Annotated in this window: 37 protein-coding genes; 2 read left to right on the forward strand and 35 right to left on the reverse strand. The window is 70.2% G+C overall.

Features of this window, described 5'->3' with window-relative positions:
- The first annotated feature begins 77 nt into the window (after positions 1-77).
- Positions 78-989: a DUF559 domain-containing protein gene (locus tag J3R08_RS27490; protein ID WP_209963267.1), complete on the forward strand. Its 912-nt coding sequence runs from the start codon at positions 78-80 to the stop codon at positions 987-989.
- A gap of 638 nt (positions 990-1,627) precedes the next feature.
- Here the strand turns inward: J3R08_RS27490 and J3R08_RS27495 are convergent.
- The 3 genes from J3R08_RS27495 to J3R08_RS27505 are packed head-to-tail and all read right to left on the reverse strand — an operon-like array spanning position 1,628 to position 4,954.
- A complete protein-coding gene (locus J3R08_RS27495) occupies positions 1,628-2,590 on the reverse strand; it encodes an aldo/keto reductase (protein ID WP_176722774.1) in 963 nt (320 codons plus the stop codon).
- A 37-nt stretch (positions 2,591-2,627) separates the two neighbouring features.
- On the reverse strand, positions 2,628-4,307 hold the full coding sequence (locus J3R08_RS27500; protein WP_043328251.1) for an ABC-F family ATP-binding cassette domain-containing protein: 1,680 nt from the start codon (positions 4,305-4,307) through the stop codon (positions 2,628-2,630).
- A gap of 41 nt (positions 4,308-4,348) precedes the next feature.
- Positions 4,349-4,954, reverse strand: a complete 606-nt coding sequence (locus J3R08_RS27505) for a class I SAM-dependent methyltransferase (protein ID WP_064446615.1) — start codon at positions 4,952-4,954, stop codon at positions 4,349-4,351.
- Between the two features lie 125 nt (positions 4,955-5,079).
- On the opposite strand from J3R08_RS27505, the gene J3R08_RS27510 reads away from it, so the two are divergent.
- Positions 5,080-6,291, forward strand: coding sequence for a hypothetical protein (locus J3R08_RS27510; RefSeq protein ID WP_233514722.1), 1,212 nt, complete (start codon positions 5,080-5,082; stop codon positions 6,289-6,291).
- A 7-nt stretch (positions 6,292-6,298) separates the two neighbouring features.
- On the opposite strand, the gene truA is transcribed toward J3R08_RS27510, so the two are convergent.
- From truA to rplC, 32 genes are all read right to left on the reverse strand, one after another.
- Positions 6,299-7,132 carry a tRNA pseudouridine(38-40) synthase TruA gene (truA, locus tag J3R08_RS27515; protein ID WP_043328248.1) on the reverse strand — a complete coding sequence of 278 codons (834 nt, stop codon included), beginning with the start codon at positions 7,130-7,132 and terminating at the stop codon, positions 6,299-6,301.
- 70 nt (positions 7,133-7,202) lie between these two features.
- The gene (gene rplQ, locus J3R08_RS27520) at positions 7,203-7,763 is read right to left on the reverse strand and encodes a 50S ribosomal protein L17 (RefSeq protein WP_030501600.1); all 561 of its coding nucleotides are present in this window, start codon (positions 7,761-7,763) and stop codon (positions 7,203-7,205) included.
- Between the two features lie 34 nt (positions 7,764-7,797).
- A complete protein-coding gene (locus J3R08_RS27525) occupies positions 7,798-8,820 on the reverse strand; it encodes a DNA-directed RNA polymerase subunit alpha (RefSeq protein WP_007073009.1) in 1,023 nt (340 codons plus the stop codon).
- 95 nt (positions 8,821-8,915) lie between these two features.
- Positions 8,916-9,542, reverse strand: a complete 627-nt coding sequence (gene rpsD, locus J3R08_RS27530) for a 30S ribosomal protein S4 (protein ID WP_018784565.1) — start codon at positions 9,540-9,542, stop codon at positions 8,916-8,918.
- A 14-nt stretch (positions 9,543-9,556) separates the two neighbouring features.
- Positions 9,557-9,964: a 30S ribosomal protein S11 gene (gene rpsK / locus J3R08_RS27535; protein ID WP_013288613.1), complete on the reverse strand. Its 408-nt coding sequence runs from the start codon at positions 9,962-9,964 to the stop codon at positions 9,557-9,559.
- 18 nt (positions 9,965-9,982) lie between these two features.
- Complete coding sequence (gene rpsM / locus J3R08_RS27540) at positions 9,983-10,363, reverse strand: 30S ribosomal protein S13 (protein WP_013288614.1); 381 nt, start codon at positions 10,361-10,363, stop codon at positions 9,983-9,985.
- A 210-nt stretch (positions 10,364-10,573) separates the two neighbouring features.
- Positions 10,574-10,687 (reverse strand): 50S ribosomal protein L36, encoded by a 114-nt coding sequence (gene rpmJ, locus J3R08_RS27545; protein ID WP_012184307.1) that lies wholly within the window; start codon positions 10,685-10,687, stop codon positions 10,574-10,576.
- Positions 10,688-10,779: 92 nt separating this feature from the next.
- The gene (gene infA, locus J3R08_RS27550; RefSeq protein WP_007073013.1) at positions 10,780-11,001 is read right to left on the reverse strand and encodes a translation initiation factor IF-1; all 222 of its coding nucleotides are present in this window, start codon (positions 10,999-11,001) and stop codon (positions 10,780-10,782) included.
- A gap of 232 nt (positions 11,002-11,233) precedes the next feature.
- Positions 11,234-11,752: a DUF1707 domain-containing protein gene (locus J3R08_RS27555; protein ID WP_113973624.1), complete on the reverse strand. Its 519-nt coding sequence runs from the start codon at positions 11,750-11,752 to the stop codon at positions 11,234-11,236.
- 83 nt (positions 11,753-11,835) lie between these two features.
- A complete protein-coding gene (gene map / locus J3R08_RS27560; RefSeq protein ID WP_030501602.1) occupies positions 11,836-12,690 on the reverse strand; it encodes a type I methionyl aminopeptidase in 855 nt (284 codons plus the stop codon).
- Between the two features lie 97 nt (positions 12,691-12,787).
- Positions 12,788-13,441: an adenylate kinase gene (locus tag J3R08_RS27565; protein ID WP_030501603.1), complete on the reverse strand. Its 654-nt coding sequence runs from the start codon at positions 13,439-13,441 to the stop codon at positions 12,788-12,790.
- Positions 13,442-14,770: a preprotein translocase subunit SecY gene (gene secY, locus J3R08_RS27570; protein WP_043328244.1), complete on the reverse strand. Its 1,329-nt coding sequence runs from the start codon at positions 14,768-14,770 to the stop codon at positions 13,442-13,444. It abuts the gene before it with no gap.
- 238 nt (positions 14,771-15,008) lie between these two features.
- Positions 15,009-15,452 carry a 50S ribosomal protein L15 gene (rplO, locus tag J3R08_RS27575; protein ID WP_018784561.1) on the reverse strand — a complete coding sequence of 148 codons (444 nt, stop codon included), beginning with the start codon at positions 15,450-15,452 and terminating at the stop codon, positions 15,009-15,011.
- Positions 15,452-15,634 carry a 50S ribosomal protein L30 gene (gene rpmD, locus J3R08_RS27580; protein ID WP_013473693.1) on the reverse strand — a complete coding sequence of 61 codons (183 nt, stop codon included), beginning with the start codon at positions 15,632-15,634 and terminating at the stop codon, positions 15,452-15,454. The genes rplO and rpmD overlap by 1 nt, the downstream gene beginning before the upstream one ends.
- Positions 15,634-16,248, reverse strand: coding sequence for a 30S ribosomal protein S5 (gene rpsE, locus J3R08_RS27585; RefSeq protein WP_013288621.1), 615 nt, complete (start codon positions 16,246-16,248; stop codon positions 15,634-15,636). The genes rpmD and rpsE overlap by 1 nt, the downstream gene beginning before the upstream one ends.
- 33 nt (positions 16,249-16,281) lie before the next feature.
- Entirely contained in the window at positions 16,282-16,671 is a 390-nt protein-coding gene (gene rplR / locus J3R08_RS27590) for a 50S ribosomal protein L18 (protein WP_030501605.1), read from the reverse strand.
- 67 nt (positions 16,672-16,738) lie between these two features.
- A complete protein-coding gene (rplF, locus tag J3R08_RS27595; RefSeq protein ID WP_013288623.1) occupies positions 16,739-17,281 on the reverse strand; it encodes a 50S ribosomal protein L6 in 543 nt (180 codons plus the stop codon).
- A gap of 16 nt (positions 17,282-17,297) precedes the next feature.
- Positions 17,298-17,705: a 30S ribosomal protein S8 gene (gene rpsH / locus J3R08_RS27600; RefSeq protein WP_013288624.1), complete on the reverse strand. Its 408-nt coding sequence runs from the start codon at positions 17,703-17,705 to the stop codon at positions 17,298-17,300.
- A gap of 98 nt (positions 17,706-17,803) precedes the next feature.
- On the reverse strand, positions 17,804-17,989 hold the full coding sequence (locus tag J3R08_RS27605) for a type Z 30S ribosomal protein S14 (RefSeq protein ID WP_007073023.1): 186 nt from the start codon (positions 17,987-17,989) through the stop codon (positions 17,804-17,806).
- Between the two features lies 1 nt (position 17,990).
- A complete protein-coding gene (gene rplE / locus J3R08_RS27610; RefSeq protein WP_018784556.1) occupies positions 17,991-18,560 on the reverse strand; it encodes a 50S ribosomal protein L5 in 570 nt (189 codons plus the stop codon).
- On the reverse strand, positions 18,560-18,880 hold the full coding sequence (rplX, locus tag J3R08_RS27615; protein WP_013288626.1) for a 50S ribosomal protein L24: 321 nt from the start codon (positions 18,878-18,880) through the stop codon (positions 18,560-18,562). Before rplX ends, rplE begins: the two co-directional genes overlap by 1 nt.
- Positions 18,877-19,245 carry a 50S ribosomal protein L14 gene (gene rplN, locus J3R08_RS27620; RefSeq protein WP_007073026.1) on the reverse strand — a complete coding sequence of 123 codons (369 nt, stop codon included), beginning with the start codon at positions 19,243-19,245 and terminating at the stop codon, positions 18,877-18,879. Before rplN ends, rplX begins: the two co-directional genes overlap by 4 nt.
- Positions 19,246-19,343: 98 nt before the next feature.
- Positions 19,344-19,619 (reverse strand): 30S ribosomal protein S17, encoded by a 276-nt coding sequence (gene rpsQ, locus J3R08_RS27625; protein WP_030501606.1) that lies wholly within the window; start codon positions 19,617-19,619, stop codon positions 19,344-19,346.
- Positions 19,616-19,852, reverse strand: a complete 237-nt coding sequence (rpmC, locus tag J3R08_RS27630; RefSeq protein ID WP_013288628.1) for a 50S ribosomal protein L29 — start codon at positions 19,850-19,852, stop codon at positions 19,616-19,618. The genes rpsQ and rpmC overlap by 4 nt, the downstream gene beginning before the upstream one ends.
- Positions 19,852-20,277 carry a 50S ribosomal protein L16 gene (gene rplP, locus J3R08_RS27635; protein ID WP_007465292.1) on the reverse strand — a complete coding sequence of 142 codons (426 nt, stop codon included), beginning with the start codon at positions 20,275-20,277 and terminating at the stop codon, positions 19,852-19,854. The genes rpmC and rplP overlap by 1 nt, the downstream gene beginning before the upstream one ends.
- Before the next feature lie 3 nt (positions 20,278-20,280).
- Positions 20,281-21,168 carry a 30S ribosomal protein S3 gene (gene rpsC / locus J3R08_RS27640; protein WP_013473694.1) on the reverse strand — a complete coding sequence of 296 codons (888 nt, stop codon included), beginning with the start codon at positions 21,166-21,168 and terminating at the stop codon, positions 20,281-20,283.
- Complete coding sequence (gene rplV, locus J3R08_RS27645; protein WP_018784552.1) at positions 21,168-21,617, reverse strand: 50S ribosomal protein L22; 450 nt, start codon at positions 21,615-21,617, stop codon at positions 21,168-21,170. Before rplV ends, rpsC begins: the two co-directional genes overlap by 1 nt.
- Before the next feature lie 40 nt (positions 21,618-21,657).
- Entirely contained in the window at positions 21,658-21,939 is a 282-nt protein-coding gene (gene rpsS / locus J3R08_RS27650) for a 30S ribosomal protein S19 (protein WP_007073032.1), read from the reverse strand.
- Between the two features lie 12 nt (positions 21,940-21,951).
- On the reverse strand, positions 21,952-22,791 hold the full coding sequence (gene rplB / locus J3R08_RS27655) for a 50S ribosomal protein L2 (RefSeq protein WP_013288631.1): 840 nt from the start codon (positions 22,789-22,791) through the stop codon (positions 21,952-21,954).
- Positions 22,792-22,803: 12 nt separating this feature from the next.
- Positions 22,804-23,106, reverse strand: a complete 303-nt coding sequence (rplW, locus tag J3R08_RS27660) for a 50S ribosomal protein L23 (RefSeq protein WP_013288632.1) — start codon at positions 23,104-23,106, stop codon at positions 22,804-22,806.
- Positions 23,103-23,768: a 50S ribosomal protein L4 gene (rplD, locus tag J3R08_RS27665; protein WP_013288633.1), complete on the reverse strand. Its 666-nt coding sequence runs from the start codon at positions 23,766-23,768 to the stop codon at positions 23,103-23,105. The genes rplW and rplD overlap by 4 nt, the downstream gene beginning before the upstream one ends.
- Positions 23,765-24,430, reverse strand: coding sequence for a 50S ribosomal protein L3 (gene rplC, locus J3R08_RS27670; RefSeq protein ID WP_030501609.1), 666 nt, complete (start codon positions 24,428-24,430; stop codon positions 23,765-23,767). The genes rplD and rplC overlap by 4 nt, the downstream gene beginning before the upstream one ends.
- Positions 24,431-24,438: the final 8 nt, after the last annotated feature.

Genomic DNA, 24,438 nt, shown 5'->3' on the forward strand with positions numbered 1-24,438 from the left:
GTGAGGTTTTTCCCAGGAACCAGCCGTCCGCCGGATCGGGGCAGCGGGTGACCGTCCCGTCACGACACGCTGCCTGGGTGTCCGTTCCCGCCCGTGTTCCGCGCCGCCTGGAGATCCTGCCGTTCCGGGGCAGCCGTGCCGTCTCCGAAGGGCTACTCACCTGGACGATGCTGCGCGGGCAGACCTGGATCCGCCTGCTGCCGGACGTGTACGTGCACCGGGACGGGTACCGCGCCGACGACCACCGGATGTGGTGCGAGGCGGTGGCGTTGCGCCTGCCGCCGGGTGTCGTGCTGGCAGGGCGCAGCGCCGCGTGGTTGTTCGGCGCGGACGTGCTCCCCCGCGACGCGCCGGTGACAGTACTGTTGCCGACTGCTGCGCGGCTGCGACCGCACCCACGGTTGCGGTTGGTCCGGTCACCGCTGCCGGAGCGGGACCGCACCCTCGTCGGCGGGCTGCCGGTCACCACGCCCCTTCGCACGGCGTTCGACCTGGGCCGGCAGGGCTCACTCGCCGAGGCGTTGGTCGCCGTCGAGGCGCTGCTGCGTCGCCGGGCCGTGAAGCTGCCCGCCCTGCGGGCCTACGCCGCCGCCCGGCCGGGCTGGCCGGGCGCTCCGCTGTTGCGCGAGGTGCTGGCGCTGGCCGAGCCGTTGAGCGAGTCCCCGATGGAGACTCGCCTGCGGCTGCTCCTGCTCGACGCCGGCCTCGGCCCGCTCACCGCCCAGCACGAGGTACGCGCCGGTGGACGCTTCGTGGCCCGGGTGGACCTGGCCTGGCCGGCGCTCCGCATCGCGGTCGAGTACGACCGCGACCACCACCGCGAACGGGCTCACTTCCGCCGGGACGTGGCTCGCCTGAACGCGCTGCGCGCGGCCGGGTGGCTCGTGCTCCGCTTCACCGCCGACGACGTGCTACGCCGGCCCGACGCCACAGTGGCCCTGGTACGCCAGGCCTTGGCAGAACGTCGTGCCACCGAGGCGAACCACTGATCCGTGCCCGCCGCCACGAGCCTCACCCCGCTACGCCCCCGGCCCGCCACACGTCACCGCTGGCCCCCATTTCGCCACCTACCACCCACCGGGCCCCCGGCTCGCCGCCCGCCACCCGTTGGTCCCCGGCTCGCCACCCGTCGAGCCGCCCGAGACACTTACGGGCGTCAGAGGCCCGCCCGCAAACACCCATCGCGTTCCACTCGTCGCCAGATCCAGCCCCGAGTGGAACGCCATGGGTGTCTCAAGGCCCTTATGACACCCATGGTGTTCCACTCGTCGTGAGCGCTGCCTGTGGGTGGCACGCTATGGGTGCCTGACGCGTGGGCGAGCCTTGATGGGGCGCAGGCCGCGCGGGCGCGCCCCCAACCGAGGGCGCACAGTCCACGTGCGGGCGGAGCCGAACGCGTGGGTGAGCTGAGCGCGCGGGCAGCCCGGTGTGCGCAGGCCCAAACGGGTGAGCACACGCCCCGACGCACACACCCGACACACGAGCACACGCCCCGACGTGCAGGCCCGAGCGCGCCAGCACACGCCCGACGTGCAGGCCCGAGCGCGCCAGCACAGGCACCGGCGTGCAAGCCCGAGCGCGCCAGCACACGCCCGACGTGCAAGCCCGAGCGCGCGAGCGCGGACAGTCAGAGGATGGCGTCCAAGGCGGCCAGGTCCTCGTCGGACGGCTGCCACGTGCCGGCTTCGGCGTTCGCCTTCACCTGGTCGGGAGTGGTGGCGCCGGCGATCACGGACGTCACCGCGGGACGGGCCGCCAGGCCGCCGATGGCCACGTGCAGCATGCTGATGCCGCGCTCGGCCGCGTACGCATCGATCGCCTCGATGACGTCCCAGCGCGCGGCGGCCAGCCGCTCGGCGTACCGGCCGCCGCCGGCCAGCCGGCTACCGGCCGGTGGTGCTTCGCCGCGCTTGTACTTGCCGGTGAGCAGCCCGTTGGCCAGCGGGAAGAACGGCAGCATGCCGAGGCCGAACCGCTCGCACGCCGGGATCACCTCGGCCTCCACCCCGCGTTCCACCAGCGAGTAGTGGTTCTGCGCGGAGATGAACCGGGTACGCCCCTGCGACGACGCGGTCCAGTCGGCGTCGGCGATCTGCCAGCCGGCGAAGTTGGAGTTGCCCAGGTAGCGCACCTTGCCGGCGGTCACCAGGTCGTCGAGCGCGGCGAGCGTCTCGTCGATCGGGGTGCCCGGGTCGGGCTCGTGCATCTGGTACAGGTCGATGTGGTCGGTGCCGAGCCGGCGCAGCGACGCCTCGACGGCGCGGGCGATGTAGCGGCGGGCGCCCCGGGCGTCGTGGTCCGGCCCGTTCGCGCCGTGCATGTCCATGCCGAACTTGGTGGCCACCACCACGTCGTCGCGGCGGCCTTTGAGCGCCTGGCCGAGCAGTTCCTCGGAGGCGCCCTGCGGCTCGCCGTAGATGTCGGCGGTGTCGAAGAAGTTGATCCCGGCGTCGAGGGCGGCGTCGACCACCGCCCGGGTGCCGTCGAGGTCGAGTTTGCGGCCGAAGTTGTTGCAGCCGATGCCGACCACTGACACCACGAGCCCGGAGTCGCCCAGCCGGCGATAGGTCATCTCACTCACGAGATCCACCCTATGCCCGCTCCCCGGGGCCCACCCGGGGAGCGGCTCAGGCCACGTCCCAGACCGGCTCCGGCGTCTCCACCACGTCACCGTCGCCGCGGAACAGCACGAACCGGTCGAAGGTACGGGTGAACCACCTGTCGTGGGTGACCGCGACGACAGTTCCCTCGAACGCGGTCAGCCCGGCCTCCAGCGCCTCGGCCGAGGCCAGGTCGAGGTTGTCGGTGGGTTCGTCGAGCAGCAGCAGCGTCGCCCCGGACAGTTCCAGCAGCAGCACCAGGAAGCGGGCCTGCTGACCGCCGGAGAGCGTGCCGAACCGCTGGTCGCCCTGCCCGGCCAGCTCGTACCGGGACAGCGCCGCCATGGCCGCGTGCCGGTCCATGCCGGTCCGGTGCTCGTCGCCGCGCCACAGCACCTCGACCAGCGTCTTCGCCATCAGCTCGGGGCGGTCGTGGGTCTGCGAGAAGTGCCCGGGCCGCACCCGCGCGCCGAGCCGGACCACGCCGCCGTGCGCGACCGGCGCGAGCGCGGCGGCGCCGTCGACCGGGGTGTTGCCGGGCTCCGGGTCGGTGCCGCCGCGGGCCAGCAGGCGCAGGAAGTGCGACTTGCCGGTGCCGTTCGCGCCGAGCACCGCGACCCGGTCGCCGTACCAGAGTTCCAGGTCGAACGGGTACGTCAGGCCGTCCAGCTCCAACTGCTCGGCGATGACCGCGCGCTTGCCGGTCCGCCCGCCGGTCAGGCGCATCCGGATGTCCTGGTCCTTCGGGGGTACGGGCGGCGGCCCGGCCTCCTCGAACTTGCGCAGCCGGGTCTGCGCGGCCTGGTAGCGGGACGCCATCCCGTCGTTGTACGCGGCCTTCTGCTTGTACATCAGCATCAGCTCGCGCAGCTTCTGGTGCTCCTCGTCCCAGCGTTTGCGCAGCTCGTCGAGGCGGGCGTGCCGGGCGACCCGGGCGTCGTGCCAGCTCGCGAAGCCGCCCGGGTGCACCCAGGCGCTGCCGCCCTCCACCGCGACGACCCGGTCGGCGGTCTGGGCCAGCAGTTCCCGGTCGTGTGAGACGTACAGCACGGACTTGGCCGACTCGCGCAGCCGCCCCTCCAGCCAGCGTTTGCCGGGTACGTCGAGGAAGTTGTCCGGCTCGTCGAGCAGCAGCACCTCGTCCGGGCCGCGCAGCAGCAGTTCCAGCGCGAAGCGTTTCTGCTGGCCGCCGGAGAGCGTGCGCACCGGCCGGTCTCGGGCGCTGTCCCACGGCAGGTCCAGCACGATGGTGGCGACGGTGTCGAAGAGGACCTCCGCGTCGTAACCGCCGGTCTCTCCCCAGGCGGCGAGCGCCTCGGCGTACGCGAGCTGGGCCTTGGCGGCGGCGGAGCTGTACTTGCCGCGGACCTCGGCCGCCCGCATGGCCGCCTCGGTCTCGGCGAGCCGCCGCCCGGCGTCGCGCAGCGCGGGCGGGGCGAGGGAGAGCGCCAGGTCGGCGAGCGTGGACTCGTCGCCGATCATGCCGATGAACTGCCGCATCACGCCCAGCCCGCCGGAGCGCGCGATCGCGCCGGTCTTCACCGGCAGGTCACCGGCGACCATCCGCAGCAGCGTGGTCTTGCCGGCGCCGTTCGGGCCGACCAGCGCCACCTTGGCACCCTCACCGACCCGGAACGAGACGTCGCTGAACAGCTCACGCCCGTCCGGGAGGATGTGCCCGACCGCTGCCACGTCCACGTATCCCACGCGGGCATCCTGCCCGAGCCGGGCCGCTGGACGACACCGGATTACCGGGTGACGCGCAGCACCCGGTAGCCCTTCTGGCTGGCGTGCCGCTCGACGGACCAGCCCTGCTCGACCAGCCAGCGGTGCAGCGAGTCGCCGCCGAGGTGCCGGGCGACGACGAGCCAGGCCACGCCGTCCGGGGCGAGCCGGGGCAGCCAGCGCAGCAGCAGGCCGTGCAGTTCCGGTTTGCCGATGTGGATGGGCGGGTTGGACCAGATCTGGGTGAAGGTGACGTCGTCCGGCAGCTCGTCGGGCGCGACGGCGCGTACCCGGTCGGCGGCGCCGACCCTTGCCGCGTTGGCGGTGGTGAGGGCGCGGGCCCGCTCGTTGACGTCCACGGCCCAGACGGTGGCCTCCGGCGCGACAGTGGCGAGGACGCAGGTGATCGGGCCGAAGCCGCAGCCGATGTCGAGCAGCGCGCCGGTGACGTCGGCGGCCGGCAGGTCGGCCTTGCGCAGCAGCACGGCGGTGCCGGGGTCGAGCCGGTCGGCGGAGAAGACGCCACCGGCCGAGCCGAGCGTGTAGTCGCGCCCGGCGACTGTGAACTCGACCTCGCGCGGGCGGGCCGGGCCCGAGGGCTCAGCGGTGAAGTAGTGGTCGCCGGTCACGCAGGCATTCTCGCACCGGGCCGGGGCGGTTCCGGCAACGGTGTCAGAGGCGGAGCCGGACGCCACTCCGCCAGATTTTCCCGATATTACCCCTGAAAGGGACAATCAGTCCTACTCTATGCCACATGGTGTACCGGTACGAGTCCGATGAGGACGCCTTCCTGGAGTACCCGAAGCCCGGGTCGGCCCCGCACGGGCCCGCAGCCACGACGCCGCCGCCCGCGGGTCCGTCACGCTCCCGGTTCCCCACGCCGTCGCTGCCCCCGCCGCCGCGCCCGCAACCGGCGCTGCCGCCGGCCGGCGCGGCCGGGCAGGACGACCCCGACGGGCAGGCGGTGGCGGACGACACCCGCGCACCCGCTCCGGCGCCACCGGCCCCGGCGCCGACACCGGGACGGCCCGCGCCACCACGGGAGCCGTCCCCGGTGCCGCAGCCCGCGCCACCCATGCCCGCGCCCGTACCGGCGGCGACGAACCGGCCGACGGTGCCGATCCCCGCCAACCCGACCGCCCGCGCCGGCGACGTCTCCGAACTGCCCCGGGCCCGGCGCGCCGACCGCCGCAACGGCGGCAGCCGGTTCTGGCAGGCGCTCGTCGGTGGCGCCGCCGTACTGCTGCTGCTCTCGCTCACCGGGCTCGCCGTCGCGGCGCTGCTGGACGAGCGGACGGCCACGCCGTCCGCCGGCCAGCCGACCCCGCAGCCGAGCGAGTCGAGCACCCCGGCCGGCGGCACCGACCTGGACTCCCGGGACACCGACCAGGCGACGCTCACCGCCAAGGAGGTCTTCCCGACCAAGGACCTGGTGCTCACCGACGGAAAGCCGGCGTACCGGGTGCTCAAGACCCAGGCCAGTACGAAGTGTCAGGTCGCGGCCACCGGCGAGATCGCCGACCTGCTGGTCCGGCTCGGCTGCAACCAGGTCGTGCGGGGCACGCTCCGCTCCCCCGACGGCGACCACCTGATCACCGCCGGTCTGTTCAACCTCACCGACGTGGCCACCGCCCAGCGGGTACGCGACCGCATCCGGCCGCTGCTCGACGCGCGCCAGGGACGGTTCCGTGGCATGGCGGCGGGCGACGACACCGAGGTGGTGGAGAAGGCCGCGGCCCGGGTCGCCTGGCAGGTACGCGGACACTACGTCGCCTACTGCCTGGTCACGCGCGCCGACGGGGAACGCATCCCCAGCGACGACGCAGCCGCCCGCGAGATCATGTACGACATGGTCGAACTGCACCTCAACCGGGCTGTGCTGGACCGTCGTGCGGCGGCCGGAACGGCCGGGCAGCCCGACGCGGAGTCGGCCGGGGACAGCGCCGGTCAGCGGGGCACCGACTGACCTCCGGTCAGCCCTCGGCCACCGGCACCCGCAACCGGCGGGTCAGATCGGCGCGGCGGGCGTACTCGGCCGGGTCGGCCGGGTAGCCCACAGCGACCAGGGCGAGGCCGTGCGCGGGCGCCACAGTCACCTCGCTGGAGCGCTCACGCCGGGTCAGCAGGCCGGCCGGCCACTGCACCGGCCGCCGCCCGTCACCGGCCACCAGCATCGCCCCGACCAGGCTGCGCACCATGTTCTGGCAGAACGCGTCGGCCTGCACGGTGGCGACCAGGATCCCGTCCGGGTCGCGCCGCCAGTCCAGCCGGGTCACCTCGCGCAGCGTGGTGGCGTTCTCCTTGCGCCGGCAGTACGCGGCGAAGTCGTGCTCGCCCACCAGCCCGGCCGCGGCGGCGTTCAGCGCCGCGAGGTCCAGCGGCTTCGGCCAGGCCAGGGTGTCCCGGCGGCGCAGCGGCTCGGCGCCCCACGGGGCGTCGGTGACCCGGTACTCGTAACGCCGGAACGTGGCCGAGAAGCGGGCGTCGAAGTCGGCCGGCACCTCGGTCATGGCGCGTACCCGCACATCCGGCGGGAGGAGCCGGGCCAGCCGGCGCAGCAGCCGCCCCTCGTGCTCCCGCCACACCGCGGCGGGCAGGTCGAGGTGGCAGACCTGCCCGGTGGCGTGCACCCCGGCGTCGGTACGCCCGGCCACCGTCAGGCCGGTCGCCGTGCCCGCGCCGAGCACCAGGTCCAGCGTCTGCATGAGCACGCCGGCCACGGTGCGCCGGGTCGGCTGGGGCGCCCAGCCGGAGAAGTCCGTGCCGTCGTACGAGACGTCCAGCCGAAGCCGGATCCGCTCGTCCACCTCGTACCTCCTGTCGACGGCGACGGGCCCGGCACCCCCGAGGGGATGCCGGGCCCGGTCGAGCCTGATCTCAGGCCTTGTCGTTCTCGGTGGCCTCGTCGCTGTCCTCACGGGCGGCGGCGGTGTCACCCGACGCGGAGACCGGGGCCTCGGCGTCCTGGTCGCCCTCGCTGGAGCGCGGCTTCTCCTCGGCCGGGGCCAGGGCCTCGACCTTGTCCTGCTGCGCGGCCTTGCGGGCGGCGGTCTTCTTGTTCGCCTTCGGCTCGGCGACCTGAAGCTCCTCCACCAGCTCGATGATCGCCATCGGAGCGGCGTCACCCTTGCGCGGACCGGTCTTCACGATCCGGGTGTAGCCACCGTTGCGGTTGGCGTACCGGGGCGCGATCTGGTCGAACAGGGCGTAGACCACGTCCTTGTCCTTGACGACGCCCAGCACCCGGCGACGCGAGGCGAGGTCGCCGCGCTTGGCCTTGGTGATGAGCTGCTCGGCCAGCGGACGCAGCCGCCGGGCCTTCGTCTCGGTGGTCTGGATCTTGCCGTGCTGGAACAGCGCGGTGGCCAGGTTGGCCAGCATCAGCCGCTCGTGCGCGGGGCTGCCGCCGAGGCGGGGGCCCTTGGTGGGCGTGGGCATGCTTGGTGCTCCTCAGGTGTGGCGGCAGCGCGGACTAGAGCTGCTCGGTCTCGCGGTAGTCGTCGGTGTCGTAGTCCGCCTCACCGAAGGCGTCCACGACGTGCGCCGGGTCGAAGTTCGGAGCCGAGTCCTTCAGCCCCAGGCCCATCCCGGCGAGCTTCATCTTGACCTCGTCGATCGACTTCTGGCCGAAGTTGCGGATGTCGAGGAGGTCGGCCTCGGTACGCCCGATGAGCTCACCAACGGAGTTGATGCCCTCGCGCTTGAGGCAGTTGTAGGAGCGGACGGTCAGGTCCAGCTCCTCGATCGGCAGGGCCAGGTCGGCCGCCAGCTGGGCGTCCTGCGGGGACGGCCCGATGTCGATGCCCTCAGCGGTCTCATCCAGCTCACGGGCGAGCCCGAACAGCTCCACCAGCGTCGAGCCGGCCGAGGCCAGCGCGGTACGCGGGCCCATCGACGGCTTGGTCTCGACGTCGATGATCAGCCGGTCGAAGTCGGTCCGCTGCTCGACACGGGTCGCCTCGACCCGGTACGTCACCTTGAGCACCGGCGAGTAGATCGAGTCGACCGGGATCCGGCCGATCTCGGCGCCCGCCTGCTTGTTCTGCGCCGCGGTGACGTAGCCGCGACCCCGCTCGACGGTCAGCTCCATGTCGAGCCGGCCCTTGCCGTTGAGGGTGGCGAGCTTCAGGTCCGGGTTGTGCACCGAGACACCGGCCGGGGGCTGGATGTCACCGGCGGTCACGTCGCCCGGGCCCTGCTTGCGCAGGTACATGCTGACCGGCTCGTCGTGCTCGGAGCTGACGCACAGCTCCTTGATGTTCATGACGAGCTCGACCACGTCCTCCTTGACCCCGGGGATCGTGGTGAACTCGTGCAGCACACCGTCGATCTTGATCGAGGTGACCGCCGCACCGGGGATGGAGGACAGCAGCGTACGCCGCAGCGAGTTGCCCAGCGTGTAGCCGAAGCCGGGCTCCAGCGGCTCGATGGTGAACCGGGAGCGGGTCTCGTTGATCGACTCTTCGGAGAGAGACGGTCGCTGGCTGATGAGCATCTTTTCTCTTCTCTTCCGGGGCGCCCGCTATTTGACGCCCACGACACAACTGTTCCGGTGGCCCGCCCCGGAGGACGGGCCACCGCAACGAGCCCTTACTTGGAGTAGAGCTCGACGATCAGCTGCTCCTGGACCTGGGTGTCGATCACCTGGCGGGCCGGGAGCGAGTGCACGAGGATCTTCAGCTGGCTCGGGATCGCCTCCAGCCACGCCGGAACGGTCCGCGAGCCGGCCTCACCCTGCGCCACGAGGAACGGGGTGAGCTCCTTGCTCTTGGCACGCACCTCGACGATGTCGTGCTCCTTGACGCGGTACGACGGGATGTCGACCTTCTTGCCGTTCACCGTGAAGTGGCCGTGCTTGACCAGCTGGCGGGCCATGTCCCGGGACTTGGCGTAGCCGGCCCGGTAGACCACGTTGTCCAGCCGCGACTCGAGGATCTGCAGCAGGACCTCGCCGGTCTTGGCCTCCTTGCTCACGGCCTCTTCGTAGTAGCCGCGGAACTGCTTCTCCAGCACGCCGTAGACACGACGGGCCTTCTGCTTCTCACGAAGCTGGAGCAGGTACTCCGTCTCCTTCGTGCGGCCGCGGCCGTGCTGCCCGGGCGGGAACGGCCGGGACTCGAACGGGCACTTCGGGCCATCGCACTTGCTGCCCTTGAGGAACAGCTTCATCTTCTCCCGCCGGCAACGGCGGCAGTCAGCACCGGTGTAACGAGCCATCTCTCTCTAACCTCTCAGACCCGGCGACGCTTCGGCGGACGGCACCCGTTGTGCGGCTGCGGCGTGACGTCGGAGATCTGCCCGACCTCGAGGCCCACTGCCTGCAGCGAACGGATGGCGGTCTCCCGGCCGGAGCCGGGGCCCTTGACGAACACGTCGACCTTGCGCATGCCGTGCTCCATCGCGCGGCGCGCGGCGGCCTCGGCGGCGAGCTGCGCGGCGAACGGAGTCGACTTGCGGGAGCCCTTGAAGCCGACCTGGCCGGAGGAGGCCCAGGAGATGACCGCACCGGTCGGGTCCGTGATGGACACGATGGTGTTGTTGAAGGTGCTCTTGATGTGCGCCTGCCCGTGGGCGACGTTCTTGCGTTCCTTGCGCCGGACCTTCTTGACGGCGGCTCCGGCACGAGCCTTCGGTGGCATAAGTCTGTGCGCTCCTAGTTACTTCTTGCCGGGCTTCTTCTTGCCGGCCACGGTCCGCTTCGGGCCCTTCCGGGTCCGCGCGTTGGTCTTGGTGCGCTGGCCACGCACGGGCAGACCGCGGCGGTGCCGGATACCGGCGTAGCAGCCGATCTCGACCTTGCGGCGGATGTCAGCGGCGACCTCGCGGCGCAGGTCGCCTTCAACCTTGTAGTTGCCCTCGATGTGGTTCCGGAGCTCGACGAGCTCCTCGTCCGTGAGGTCCCGAACGCGCTTGTCCGGCGAGATGCCGGTCGCGGCGAGCGTCTCCAGGGCGCGGGTGCGACCGACCCCGAAGATGTAGGTGAGCGCGATCTCCATCCGCTTCTCGCGGGGGAGATCCACGCCGACTAGACGTGCCATGTGCGGGCGTACTCCTCGTGATGTTGTGGCGGAGGTGTGGACCCGTCCCACCCCGCTACCCGACCCTCCCTGTCCTTCCGGCGACGAACGCCGGCGACCGGGACGGGTCGCTGCCCGAGCGGGCCCCGGCCTCCGACCGGGGGTCAACCACGAGGGGGTACGCGCTGCGCGCCCGACCGCGGCTGGGACGAGTTGGTGATGTGTGGGGCGTCAGCCCTGGCGCTGCTTGTGGCGCGGGTCGGTGCAGATGACCATGACCCGGCCGTGCCGGCGGATCACCCGGCACTTGTTGCAGATCCTCTTGACGCTCGGCTTGACCTTCACGGTTGCCTTACTTCCCATCTGGCCCGGAGGCGCGACGCAGCGCGACCCGGACGTCGAAGACGGACACGGGAACGTCCCGGCCGCCGTCAGGCTTACTTGTAGCGGTAGACGATGCGCCCGCGGGTCAGGTCGTACGGCGAGAGTTCGACGACGACCCGGTCCTCCGGCAGGATGCGGATGTAGTGCTGCCGCATCTTGCCGCTGATGTGAGCCAGCACCTTGTGACCGTTCGCGAGCTCCACCCGGAACATGGCGTTCGGCAGGGGCTCGATGACCCGACCCTCGATCTCGATGGCTCCGTCTTTTTTCGGCATGTCCTCCGCTGTCCTGACGTCGGTTACTCCGGACGGCCCACAACGTCTTACACGGGAGAACTGACCAAGATCAGGAAACCCGCGCCAGCCGCGGCTCCGACTCCCACCGAAGCGCAGGGTGGGCATGGCGGAGTGGACGCTGTGCGCCGATCTGAAAGTGTACGCCGACCCGCGCGCGCTCGCCAAACCGACCGGCGGGACCGTCACCCGCAGGGCGTGAATATGACGCAGCTCACGTCTCCGGCAGCTCCCGCTTCGCCCGGCGGCGCGCCTCCCGCTCGACTTGCTTGCGCCGCCGGCGCTCCGCGTCCTTCTCCGGCGCGCCGTGCGCCAGCCCCTGGATCGTCTGGTAGAGCACCACGGCGCCCCACGGGCCGAGCACCCAGATCGGCCAGTAGTCGTCGAACTCGCCCTCACCCAGCTGGGAGACGAACCAGATCGCGGTGAGGATCAGGGCCACCTTCAGCCAGGGCCCCCACACCCCCAGCAGCCAGACGCTGCGCGTGCTCTCGGCCGCCTGGTCCCGATCAACCGCCGGGCTCTTCCCGGCCGTGCGCGGAGCCGGCAGCGAAGTCTCCGCCGGCCGGGAACCGGGCAGGTCGGTCAGCAGCTCGTCCAGCTCGCCGTAGGTCTTCGCCCCGTACGCCCGGCGCAGCCGCTCGTCGTACTCGTTCAGGTCGAGCCGGCCCTCGTTCAGCGCCGCCCGGAGACGATCCGCGGTGGCCTCCCGGTCCGCGTCGGCCGCCCGCATCCGGTTGCGCTCATCCATGGGAGCAAGCATGTCATCCGGCCGCCAGGCCCGCAGCACGGCGCCCGGGACGGGCGTGCGTCCGCTCAGACCGCCGGAGAGTCGACAGACGTCTGCCGGGCGGTCACCAGGTCGCCCAGGCGCCCCCGTCCGCCGTCCTCGGCGGTCAGCACCCACACGCCGTCGTCCAGCAGCGCCATCGAGTGCTCCACGTGCACCGCCATGGAGCCGTCCCGGGTCACCACGGTCCAGCCGTCGGCCAGCTCGACCGTACGCGGCGAACCCATGGTGATCATCGGCTCGATGGCGAGCGCCAGGCCCGGCACCAGACGCGGCCCCTTGCCGGGGCGCCCGTGGTTGAGCACGTGCGGGTCCTGGTGCATCTCGGTGCCGATGCCGTGACCGCCGTAGCCGTCGACGATGCCGTACCGGCCGCCCTTGCGGACCGCGCTCTCGACCGCGTGGGAGATGTCGGTGAGCCGGCCCTTGCCCGAGGCCGCCCCGCGCGCCGCCGCCGCGATCCCGGCCCACATCGCGTCCTCGGCCACCGCCGTCATCCTCAGCAGCGCCGGGTCGACCTCGCCGACCGGCACCGTGACGGCCGCGTCGCCGTGCCAGCCGTCCAGCACCGCGCCGCAGTCGATCGAGATCAGGTCACCCTCGCGCAGCACCTGCTGCGGCGACGGGATGGCGTGCACCACCTGCTGGTTGACCGAGGAGCAGATCGACGCCGGGAAGCCGTGGTAGCCCTTGAAGGACGGCACCGCGCCGGCCTCGCGGATCGTCGACTCGGCGATCGCGTCCAGGTCTGCCGTCGACACGCCCGGCGCCACCGCTTCCCGCATCCGGCGCAGGGCACGGGCGACGACCAGACCGGCGGCCCGCATCAGCTCGATCTGCTCGGGGGTCTTCAGCTGGATGTCCAGCTGGTGACGGCGCATGGTGGTGGTTACCTTTCGTCGCGCGTACGCGGAGCAGCGGGGCACGTCGCACGTACCCCGCTGTTCGCACTCTATCCGCCGGGTGGCGGGTGGGACCTCAGCCGCCGTACGAGCGCAGCGCGTCGATGGCGCGGACGGTGACGTCCTCCACCGGACCGGTCGCGTCGATGCCGACCAGCTTGCCCTGGGCGCCGTAGTAGTCGACCAGCGGCGCGGTCTTCTCGGCGTACTCGCGCAGCCGGGCGGCGATGGTCTCCGGCTTGTCGTCGTCCCGCTGGAACAGCTCCGCGCCGCAGCGGTCGCAGATGCCCTCCCGGCTGGTCGCGTCGAACTCGACGTGCCAGATCTTGCCGCAGCCCCGGCAGGTGCGCCGGCCGGACAGCCGCCGGATCACCTCGTCGTCGTCGACGACCAGTTCCAGGACCAGGTCCAGCGCGGTGCCGAGGTCGGCGAGGAGCTTGTCCAGCGCGGCGGCCTGCGGCGTGGTCCGCGGGAAGCCGTCGAGCAGGAAGCCCTCGCTCGCGTCCGGCTCGGCGAGCCGGTCACGCACCATGTTGATGGTGACCTCGTCCGGGACCAGCTTGCCGGCGTCCATGTACCGCTTGGCCTCGACTCCCAGGGGCGTGCCCTGGGAGACGTTCGCCCGGAAGATGTCACCGGTCGAGATCTTCGGCACCGAGAGGTGAGCGGCGATGAACTCCGCCTGTGTGCCTTTGCCCGCGCCCGGCGGGCCAACCAGAACGAGTCGCATCTACCGCAGGAACCCTTCGTAGTTCCGCTGCATGAGTTGGCTTTCGATCTGCTTCACGGTCTCCAGACCGACGCCAACCATGATCAGCACAGCGGTGCCGCCGAACGGGAAGTTCTGGAACTGCTGGTTGTCCAGCCAGATGAAGAAGAAGTTCGGCAGGATCGCGACGATGCCCAGGTAGAGCGCGCCCGGCAGGGTGATCCGGCTGAGGATGAAGTCGAGGTACTCGGCGGTCGGCTTGCCGGGGCGGATACCCGGCACGAAGCCGCCGTACTTCTTCATGTTGTCCGCGACCTCGGTCGGGTTGAACGTGATCGACACGTAGAAGTACGTGAAGAAGATGATCAGCAGGAAGTAGATCGCGATGTGCTCCGGCGCGCTCGCCTTCACGATGTGGTTCTGGATCCACGCCTGGACCTTGCCCGGGTCGTTCTGATCGAAGAACTGGAGCGCGAGCTGCGGCAGGTAGAGCAGCGACGAGGCGAAGATGACCGGGATGACGCCGGCCTGGTTCACCTTCAGCGGGATGTAGGTCGACGTGCCGCCGTACATCCGCCGGCCGATCATGCGCTTGGCGTACTGCACCGGGATGCGGCGCTGCGCCTGCTCGATGAACGTGACAGCGGTGATGACCACCAGCACCAGGGCGATGACGAGGAGGAACATCCCCCAGCCCTTGGTGGTCTTGATCTTCCAGCCCTCACTGGGGAGCCGGGCCGCGATCGAGGTGAAGATCAGCACGGACATGCCGTTGCCGACGCCCCGGTCGGTGATCAGCTCGCCGAGCCACATCACCACGCCGGTGCCGGCGGTCATGGTCATGACCAGGATCGTCAGCGTCAGCCAGTCCGGGATGCCGGTGCCGCGGGGCACGATCGGGAACTGGTCGCACTGGTTGTTGAACAGCTGCCCGGAGCGGGCCAGCGCCACGAACGCCGAGGCCTGCAGAACGCCCAGACCCAGCGTCAGGTAGCGGGTGTACTGCGTGATCTTGGCCTGCCCGGCCTGGCCCTCCTTGCGGAGCTGCTCCAGGCGCGGGATCACCACCGTCAGCAGCTGCAGGATGATCGACGCGGTGATGTAGGGCATGATGCCCAGCGCGAAGACCGAGAGCTGGAGCAGCGCGCCACCGGAGAAGAGATCCAGCAGGTTGAGCACGCCGGTGCTGCCACCCTGGATGGTGTCGAGACACTTCTGCACGTTGCCGTACGAGACGCCTGGGCTGGGCATCGTGGCGCCCAGCCGGTAGACCGCGATGATGCCTACTGTGAACAGCAGCTTCTTGCGCAGGTCAGGCGTACGGAACGCACTGAGAAAGGCGGACAGCAACTTCTTCCTCCTGCGCGACGCGGGCCGCCGGTGACGAATCCTGGCGGGGCGGGGTGGTGTGGCCGGGCGGCGTGCCCGGATTCCATGGCTGGGAACGGACTCTAACAGTCCGATCCCCCTCCGGGCAGATGTGCCCGGCTACATAAAACGAATCCGATGTTACCCGGCGCACACGTGGCCGGTAGACCATGGCGCCCGCCCAGTTGCGAACAACTGAGCGGGCGCCATGAACATCGCCTTACAGCTCGGTGACCGAGCCACCGGCGGCGGTGATCTTCTCCTTGGCCGACGCGCTGAACGCGTGCGCCGAGACCTGGAGAGACACGCCACCGAGGTCGCCGGTGCCGAGCACCTTGACCGGGTGACCCTTGCGGACCGCGCCGGCCTCGACCAGCTCGACCGGGCCGACCTGGCCGCCGTTCGGGAACAGCTCGGCCAGCCGGTCCAGGTTGACCACCTGGAACACGACCTTGAACTTGTTCTTGAAGCCCTTCATCTTCGGCAGGCGCATGTGGATGGGCATCTGCCCACCCTCGAACGCCGGCGAGATGTTCTTCCGGGCCTTCGAACCCTTGGTACCGCGACCGGCGGTCTTGCCCTTCGAGCCCTCACCGCGACCCACGCGGGTCTTGTCGGTCTTGGCACCCGGAGCCGGACGCAGGTGGTGCACCTTGATCGTCATTACTCGACCTCCTCGACCTTCACGAGGTGGTTGACCGTGAAGATCATGCCGCGGATCTCCGGCCGGTCCTCCTTGACCACCACGTCGTTGATCCGCTTGAGACCGAGCGAACGCAGCGAGTCACGCTGGTTCTTCTTGGTCCCGATCTCGGACCGGACCTGGGTGACCTTCAGGCGTGCCATCAGGACGCCACCCCCGCCCGCGACGCCAGCATGGCGGCCGGCGCGACGTCCTCGACCGGCAGACCACGACGGGCCGCGACCTGCTCCGGGGACTCGAGCCCCTTCAGGGCCGCCACCGTGGCGTGCACGATGTTGATCGGGTTGGACGAGCCGAGGCTCTTGGAGAGCACGTCGTGGATGCCCGCGCACTCCAGCACGGCACGCACCGGACCACCGGCGATGACACCCGTACCGGCGGAGGCCGGCTTGAGCAGCACGACACCGGCCGCGTCCTCGCCCGTGACCGGGTGCGGGATCGACTGACCGATCCGCGGCACCTTGAAGAAGTGCTTCTTGGCCTCCTCGACACCCTTGGCGATCGCCGCGGGCACCTCCTTGGCCTTTCCGTAGCCCACACCGACGGTGCCGTCGCCGTCGCCCACGATCACCAGGGCGGTGAAGCTGAAGCGACGACCACCCTTCACGACCTTGGCGACGCGGTTGATCGCGACGACCCGCTCGAGGTGCGGGGTCTTCTCGACGGGCGCGTTTCCGCGGCCGCCCTCACGGCGGTTGTCGCGGCGACCACCCTCGTTGCCACCGGACCCGCCGCCACGGCGCTGTTGACCTGGCATCAGCAGCCTTCCTTCTCTCTCGTGACGGGGTTTCTAGAACTCGAGCCCGGCTTCGCGGGCGGCGTCGGCAAGCGCGGCGACACGCCCCGCGTACCGGTTGCCACCGCGGTCGAAGACGACCTTCGAGACGCCGGCGGCCTTGGCGCGCTCGGCGAGCAGGGCACCGACCTTGCCGGCCAGGGCGCTCTTGTCGCCCTCGGCGCCGCGCAGCGAGGCGTCCATGGTCGAGGCCGACGCCAGGGTGTGACCCTTGGTGTCGTCCACGACCTGGGCCACCATGTGCCGCAGGGAGCGGGTGACGACGAGGCGGGGACGCTCGGCGGTGCCGCTGACGTTCTTGCGGACCCGGAAGTGCCGACGCGCACGCCCGACGGCACGCTTGGCGGCGACGCCGCGGCGGCGCTTGAGCAGCGTGGCGCTCACTTCTTACCTGCCTTTCTCACGGCCTCACGGCCGGCGGACGACCTCGCCCGGGTGTTGATGGCCGCGGTCACTTCTTGCCCGCCTTACCAGCCTTGCGGCGGATGACCTCGCCCTGGTACTTCACGCCCTTGCCCTTGTAGGGCTCCGGCGGGCGGATCTTCCGGATGTTGGCGGCGACCTCACCGACCTGCTGCTTGTCGATGCCGGCCACGTGGAACAGCGTCGGCTTCTCGACCGTGAAGGTGATGCCCTCCGGCGCCGGCACGAGGACCGGGTGCGAGAACCCGAGCGCGAACTCCAGGTCCTTGCCCTTGGCGGTCACGCGGTAACCGGTGCCGGCGATCTCCAGGCTCTTGCGGTAGCCCTCGGTCACGCCGACGATCATGTTGGCCACCAGCGTCCGGCTCAGGCCGTGCAGCTCCTTGGCCTTGCGCTCGTCGTTGGGCCGGTTGACGTGCAGCTCGCCGTCCTCGCCCCGCTCCGCCGTGATCGGCTCGGCCAGCACGTGGCTCAGTTCGCCCTTGGGGCCCTTGACCTTGACGGTCCGGCCGTCGATCGTGATGTCGACGCCGGCAGGCACCGGGATCGACTTACGTCCAATACGCGACATTTCTACCTGTCTCCCGTTACCAGACGAAGGCGAGGACTTCCCCGCCAACGCTCCGCTTGCGGGCCTGCCGGTCGGTGAGCAGCCCCTGGGACGTCGAAATGATCGCCACGCCCAGCCCGCCGAGCACCCGCGGGAGCCCGTCCGACTTGGCGTACACCCGGAGACCGGGCTTGGACACGCGCTTGATGCCGGCCAGGCTCCGCTCGCGGTTCTGGCCGTACTTCAGCTCGACGACCAGTCGCTTGCCGACGGCGCCCTCCTCGGGCTCCTCGACCGACCAGGTGGCGATGTAACCCTCGGCCTTGAGGACCTCGGCGATGTTCGCCTTGATCTTCGAGTAGGGCATCGTCACCCGGTCGTGGTACGCCTGGTTGGCGTTACGCAGACGCGTGAGCATGTCTGCGATCGGGTCGGTCATCGTCATGAAAACTCGTCAACCTTTCTCGCCGGGGTTCCCCGGGCCAGGCCCGGGGCCTACGGCGAAGAGACAGTTCAGCTGACGCGCCGGAGCGCGCCGGGCTATTACCAGGAAGCCTTGGACACGCCGGGCAGCTCACCGCGGTGGGCCATCTCCCGGATGCACACCCGGCAGAGACCGAACTTGCGGTAGACCGCCTTCGGACGCCCGCACCGCTGGCAGCGGGTGTACGCGCGAACCGAGAACTTCGGCTTCGCGGCCGCCTTGAGGATCAGCGCCTTCTTGGCCATCTCAGTTCTCCTTGAACGGGAAGCCCAGGAGCTTGAGCAGCGCCCGGCCCTCGTCGTCGGTCGTGGCGGTCGTGACCACCGTGATGTCCATGCCCCGCTGGCGATCGATCTTGTCCTGATCGATCTCGTGGAACACCGACTGCTCGGTCAGGCCGAACGTGTAGTTGCCGTGCCCGTCGAGCTTGCGCCCGTCCAGGCCGCGGAAGTCGCGGATACGCGGCAGCGCGATCGAGAGCAGCCGGTCCAGGAACTCCCACATCCGGTCGCCGCGGAGGGTGACCTTCGCGCCGATCGGCATGCCCTCGCGGAGCTTGAACTGCGCGATGGACTTGGTGGCCCGCCGGACCTGCGGCTTCTGGCCGGTGATGGTGGCCAGATCGCGAACGGCCCCGTCGATCAGCTTGGCGTCGCGAGCAGCCTCGCCGACACCCATGTTGACGACGATCTTGACCAGCCGCGGCACCTGCATCGGGTTGGCGAACTCGAACTGCTTCTGCAGCTCGGCCACCACCTCGTTGCGGTACCGCTCCTTGAGGCGCGGCAGGGTCTTGGTTTCGGTAGCCGTGGTCATCAGAGGTCCTTACCGGTGCTACGCGCGATGCGGACCTTCTGGCCGTTGTCGTCGATCCGGTAGCCGACGCGGGTCGGCTTGCCGTCGGAGTCCAGGACCATCACGTTCGAGACGTGGATCGGGGCCTCCTGGGTGACGATGCCACCGGTCTTGGCGCCACGCTGGGTGGTGCTGATACGGGTGTGCTTCTTGACCCGGTTCACGCCCTCGACCAGGACCTTGTCCTGCCGCGGGTAGGCCGCGATGACCTTGCCCTTGGCACCCTTGTCCTTGCCGGCGATGACGACGACCGTGTCGCCCTTCTTGACCTTCACGGTCACAACACCTCCGGCGCGAGAGAGATGATCTTCATGAACCGCTTGTCCCGCAGCTCCCGGCCGACCGGGCCGAAGATACGGGTACCGCGCGGGTCCCCACCGTCCTTGATGATGACGGCGGCGTTCTCGTCGAAGCGGATGTACGACCCGTCCGGCCGCCGCTTCTCCTTGGCGGTCCGAACGACGACAGCCTTGACGACGTCGCCCTTCTTCACACCGGCACCGGGGATCGCGTCCTTGACGGTCGCCACGATGACGTCGCCGATGCTCGCGTAGCGCCGACCGGAGCCGCCGAGCACCCGGATGCACAGGATCTCCCGGGCACCCGTGTTGTCGGCGACGCGCAGTCGCGACTCCTGCTGAATCACGTCTATCTCCTATGTCTGCCGGTTCTCCGGCCGCTCAGGGCGGCCGGAGCCTGGCGGAACCTGCGCCCGACCGAGACCCGGCCGAGCTCGAGCCTTCGCTACTTGGCCTTCTCGAGGATCTCCACGAGCCGCCAGCGCTTGGTGGCGGACAGCGGCCGGGTCTCCATGATCAGGACCCGGTCGCCGATGCCGGCCGAGTTCTGCTCGTCGTGCACCTTCAGCTTGCTCGTACGGCGCATGATCTTGCCGTACAGCGCGTGCTTGACGCGGTCCTCGACCTCGACCACGACGGTCTTGTCCATCTTGTCGCTGACCACGAGGCCCTCGCGAACCTTGCGGCGGGCCCGCGCGGGGGCGGTGGTGTTCTCACTCATGATGCAGTCACCTCAGTCGGCGCGGCCGAGAGACCCAGCTCACGCTCACGCATGATCGTGTAGATCCGGGCGATCTCCCGACGGATGACCTGCAGCCGCCGGTTGTTGTCCAGCTGCCCGGTTGCGGCCTGCACGCGGAGGTTGAACAGCTCCGCCTTAGCCTCGCGCAACTTCGTGACCAGCTCCTCCTCGGAGAGCTCACGCAGCTCGGAGGGCTTGACGCCCGCTGCCATCAGGATTCACCCACTTCGCGCGTAACAATGCGGCACTTCATCGGGAGCTTGTGGATCGCGCGACGCATCGCCTCTCGCGCGATCTGCTCGTTGGGGAAGGACATCTCGAAGAGGACCCGCCCCGGCTTCACGTTGGCGACCCACCACTCGGGCGAACCCTTACCGGAACCCATCCGGGTCTCGGCCGGCTTCTTGGTGAGGGCCTGGTCCGGGAAGATCGTGATCCAGACCTTGCCGCCACGCTTGATGTGACGGGTCATCGCGATACGCGCCGACTCGATCTGGCGGTTGGTCACGTACGCCGGCTCGAGAGCCTGGATCCCGAACTCGCCGAACACCACCCGGTTACCACCCTTGGACGCGCCGCTGCGGTCCGGGTGGTGCGGCTTGCGGAAGCCCTTCGGGGGCTTGCGCGGCATCAGCATCTGTCAGCCCTCCTGCTGCGTTTCTGCCGGCTGGTTACCGACCGGAGCCGAGGCGGCTGCGGCGACAGCGCTGCTGTCGACCGGCTCACCGGCCGGCGTCTCCGCCTGCTGCGCGATGGTGGTCGCGGCAGCCCGGCCGGCCTCGGTGCCACCGGCGGTCGTACCGGACGAGCCCGAGCGGCCACGGCGCGGCCGGTCCGGCCGGTCGCCACGGTCGCGGCGCGGGCCGCGCGACGGGGCGGCCTCGGCCGGGGCCTCGCGGCCCGGGACGGCGTCGCCCTTGTAGATCCAGACCTTCACGCCGATCCGGCCGAAGGTGGTACGGGCCTCGAAGAAGCCGTACTCGATGTTGGCCCGCAGCGTGTGCAGCGGAACCCGGCCCTCGCGGTAGAACTCGGTCCGGCTCATCTCGGCGCCGCCGAGACGGCCCGAGACCTGAACCCGGATGCCCTTGCAGGCGGGGTTCTTCATCGCGGACTGCATCGCCTTGCGCATGGCCCGACGGAAGCTGACCCGGCTGGACAGCTGCTCGGCAACGCCCTGGGCGACCAGCTGCGCGTCCGACTCGGGGTTCTTGACCTCGATGATGTTCAGCTGGACCTGCTTGCCGGTGAGCTTCTCCAGCTCGCCGCGGATCCGGTCGGCCTCCGCACCCTTACGGCCGATGACGATGCCCGGCCGGGCGGTGTGGATGTCGACGCGGACCCGGTCCCGGGTGCGCTCGATGTCGACCTTGGAGATGCCGGCGCGCTCGAGGCCCTTGGACATCATGCGGCGGATCTTGACGTCCTCGCCGATGTAGTCCTTGTAGAGCTTGTCCGCGAACCAGCGGGACTTCCAGTCGGTCGAGATGCCGAGCCGGAACCCGGTCGGGTGAACCTTCTGACCCATTACTCGGCACCCTCCGTCGTGCTCTGCTCCTCGGCGGCCGGCTTGGCCGGAGCGGCCTTCTTCGCCGACTTCTTCGGCGCGGCCGGCGCGACCGCCTCGACCGCCACGGTGATGTGGCAGGTGCGCTTGCGGATCCGGTACGCCCGGCCCTGCGCACGCGGCCGGAACCGCTTCATGGTCGGGCCCTCGTCGACGAACGCCTCACTGACGAGCAGCGCGTCGGGGTCCAGCCGCTCGTTGTTCTCCGCGTTGGCGATCGCGCTCGCGAGCACCTTGTACACCTGCTCGCTCGCAGCCTGCGGCGCGAACTGCAGCACCGTGAGCGCCTCCTTCGCGGGCAGGCCGCGGACGAGGTTGACCACCCGGCGCGCCTTCATCGGCGAGATGCGCACGTGCCGCGCAACCGCCCGCGCGCCCGGAAGCACCGGAGCGTCGCCCTTTCCTGGCATCGCTGTAACCCCTTGTTCCTCTATCCGTATGCCCGCGGCGTCAGCGCCGGCGGCTCTTCCGGTCGTCCTTCTCGTGACCCTTGAACGTGCGGGTCAGCGCGAACTCGCCGAGCTTGTGCCCGACCATGGCCTCGGTCACGAAGACCGGGACGTGCTTGCGTCCGTCGTGCACGGCGATCGTGTGACCCAGCATCTCCGGGATGATCGTCGAGCGGCGCGACCAGGTCTTGATCACGTTCTTCGAGCCCTTGTCGTTCTGCGTCTCCACCTTCTTGAGCAGGTGGTCGTCGACGAACGGGCCCTTCTTCAGGCTGCGAGGCATGTCTTATCTCCCTCAGCCGCGCTTACGCGTGGCGTAGCGGCGGCGGACGATCAGCCGGTCGCTCGGCTGGCCCTTACGACGGGTGCGGCCCTCGGGCTTACCCTGCGGGTTGACCGGGTGGCGACCACCGGAGGTCTTACCCTCACCACCACCGTGCGGGTGGTCGACCGGGTTCATCGCGACACCACGGACGGTCGGGCGCTTGCCCTTCCACCGCATACGGCCGGCCTTACCCCAGTTGATGTTCGACTGGTCGGCGTTGCCGATCTCGCCGATGCTGGCGCGGCAGCGCACGTCCACACGCCGGATCTCACCGGACGGCATACGCAGGGTCGCGTACGCGCCCTCACGGCCGAGCAGCTGGATGCCGACGCCGGCCGACCGGGCCAGCTTGGCGCCGCCGCCCGGACGCAGCTCCACGTTGTGGATGGTGGTACCGACCGGGATGTTGCGCAGCGGCAGGTTGTTGCCCGGCTTGATGTCGGCGCCCGGACCGGACTCGACGCGGTCGCCCTGCTTCAGGTCCTTCGGCGCGATGATGTAGCGCTTCTCGCCGTCGGCGTAGTGCAGCAGCGCGATGCGCGCGGTGCGGTTCGGGTCGTACTCGATGTGGGCGACCTTCGCCGGCACGCCGTCCTTGTCGACCCGCTTGAAGTCGATCAGACGGTACTGGCGCTTGTGACCGCCGCCGTGGTGCCGCGTGGTGATCCGGCCGTGGGCGTTGCGTCCGCCCTTCTTCGGCAGCGGAGCCAGCAGCGACTTCTCGGGCGTCGACCGGGTGATCTCGGCGAAGTCGGCAACGCTCGAGCCACGCCGGCCCGGCGTCGTCGGCTTGTACTTACGGATAGCCATTGTCTACACCCCTCAGCTGACCGGGCCGCCGAAGGCCTCGATACGGTCACCGTCAGCCAGCTTCACCATCGCGCGCTTGGTGTCCTTGCGCTTGCCGAACCCGGTACGGGTCCGCTTGCGCTTGCCCTCGCGGTTGAGCGTGTTGACCGTCAGGACGCGGACGTTGAAGATCTGCTGGATAGCGATCTTGATCTCGGTCTTGTTGGCGTCCGGGTGCACCAGGAAGGTGTACCAGTTGCGGTTCAGCTCGCTGTAGCTCTTCTCCGAGACGACCGGCGCGACGATGACGTCACGCGGATCGGCGATCGTGCTCACTTGCCATCCTCCTCGGTGGTCTCGGCGGGAACGCCCAGGAACTCGTCCAGGGCCTCCTTGGTGAAGACCACGTCGTCGGCCACCAGCACGTCGTAGGTGTTGAGCTGGCCGGCCTCGATCAGGTGCACCCGGCTGTCCCGCGCGTTGCGCAGGTTCCGCAGCGACACCCAGTTCAGCTCGTCGGTGCTGCTCAGCACGACCAGGACCCGACGGGCCTGGGTCAGCTTGGTCAGCGTGGCCAGGGCCGCCTTGGTGGACGGCTTCTCGCCCGAGACGAACGCCTCGACGACGTGCACCTGGCCGGCGCGGGCCCGGTCGGAGAGGGCGCCACGCAGGGCGGCGGCCTTCATCTTCTTCGGGGTGCGCTGGCTGTAGTCGCGCGGCACCGGGCCGTGGACCACGCCACCGCCGGCGAACTGCGGCGCGCGGGTCGAGCCCTGGCGGGCACGACCGGTGCCCTTCTGCTTGTACGGCTTCTTGCCTCCACCGGAGACCTCGCCGCGGGTCTTCGTCTTGTGCGTGCCCTGGCGGGCCGCCGCGAGCTGGGCCACCACGACCTGGTGCATCAGGGCGATGTTGGCCTGCGCGTCGAAGATGTCGGCCGGCAGCTCCACGGAGCCGCTCTTGGCGCCTTCGACGTTGATCACGTCAACGGTGGTCACTTGGCCGCACCGCCCTTCTTCACCTTCGCCTTGGCCGCGGTGCGGACCAGGACCAGCGCGCCCTTCGGGCCAGGGATGGCGCCGCGGACGAGCAGGAGGTTGTTCTCGGTGTCGACCGCCTGGACGGTCAGGTTCTGGACGGTGTAGCGCACGCCACCCATCCGGCCCGCCATCCGGGTGCCCTTGAAGACGCGACCCGGGGTCGCGCAGGCGCCGATCGAGCCGGGCGAGCGGTGCTTGCGCTCGACACCGTGGCTGGCGCGCAGACCGTGGAAGCCGTGCCGCTTCATCGGGCCGGCGTAGCCCTTGCCCTTGGTCTTGCCGGTCACGTCGATCACGGCGCCGGCCGGGAACTCCTCGACCGTGACCTCCTGGCCGGGCGCGTAGTCCGCGGCGTCGGAGGTGCGCAGCTCGACGATGTGCCGGCGCGGCGCGACGTCCGCCTTGGCGTAGTGCCCGGCGATCGGCTTCTTGACCTTGCGCGGGTCGATGACCCCGTACGCCAGCTGGACCGCGGAGTAGCCGTCCTTGTCGGCGCTACGAACCTGGCTCACGACGCACGGGCCGGCCTGAACCACGGTCACGGGCACAACCTTGTTGTTGTCCCAGACCTGGGTCATGCCGAGCTTGGCGCCCAGGATCCCCTTGACTTGCCTGTCCATTTGTCCGG

The organism is Micromonospora sp. HB375, from assembly GCF_017872985.1.
Taxonomy (GTDB): domain Bacteria; phylum Actinomycetota; class Actinomycetes; order Mycobacteriales; family Micromonosporaceae; genus Micromonospora; species Micromonospora chalcea.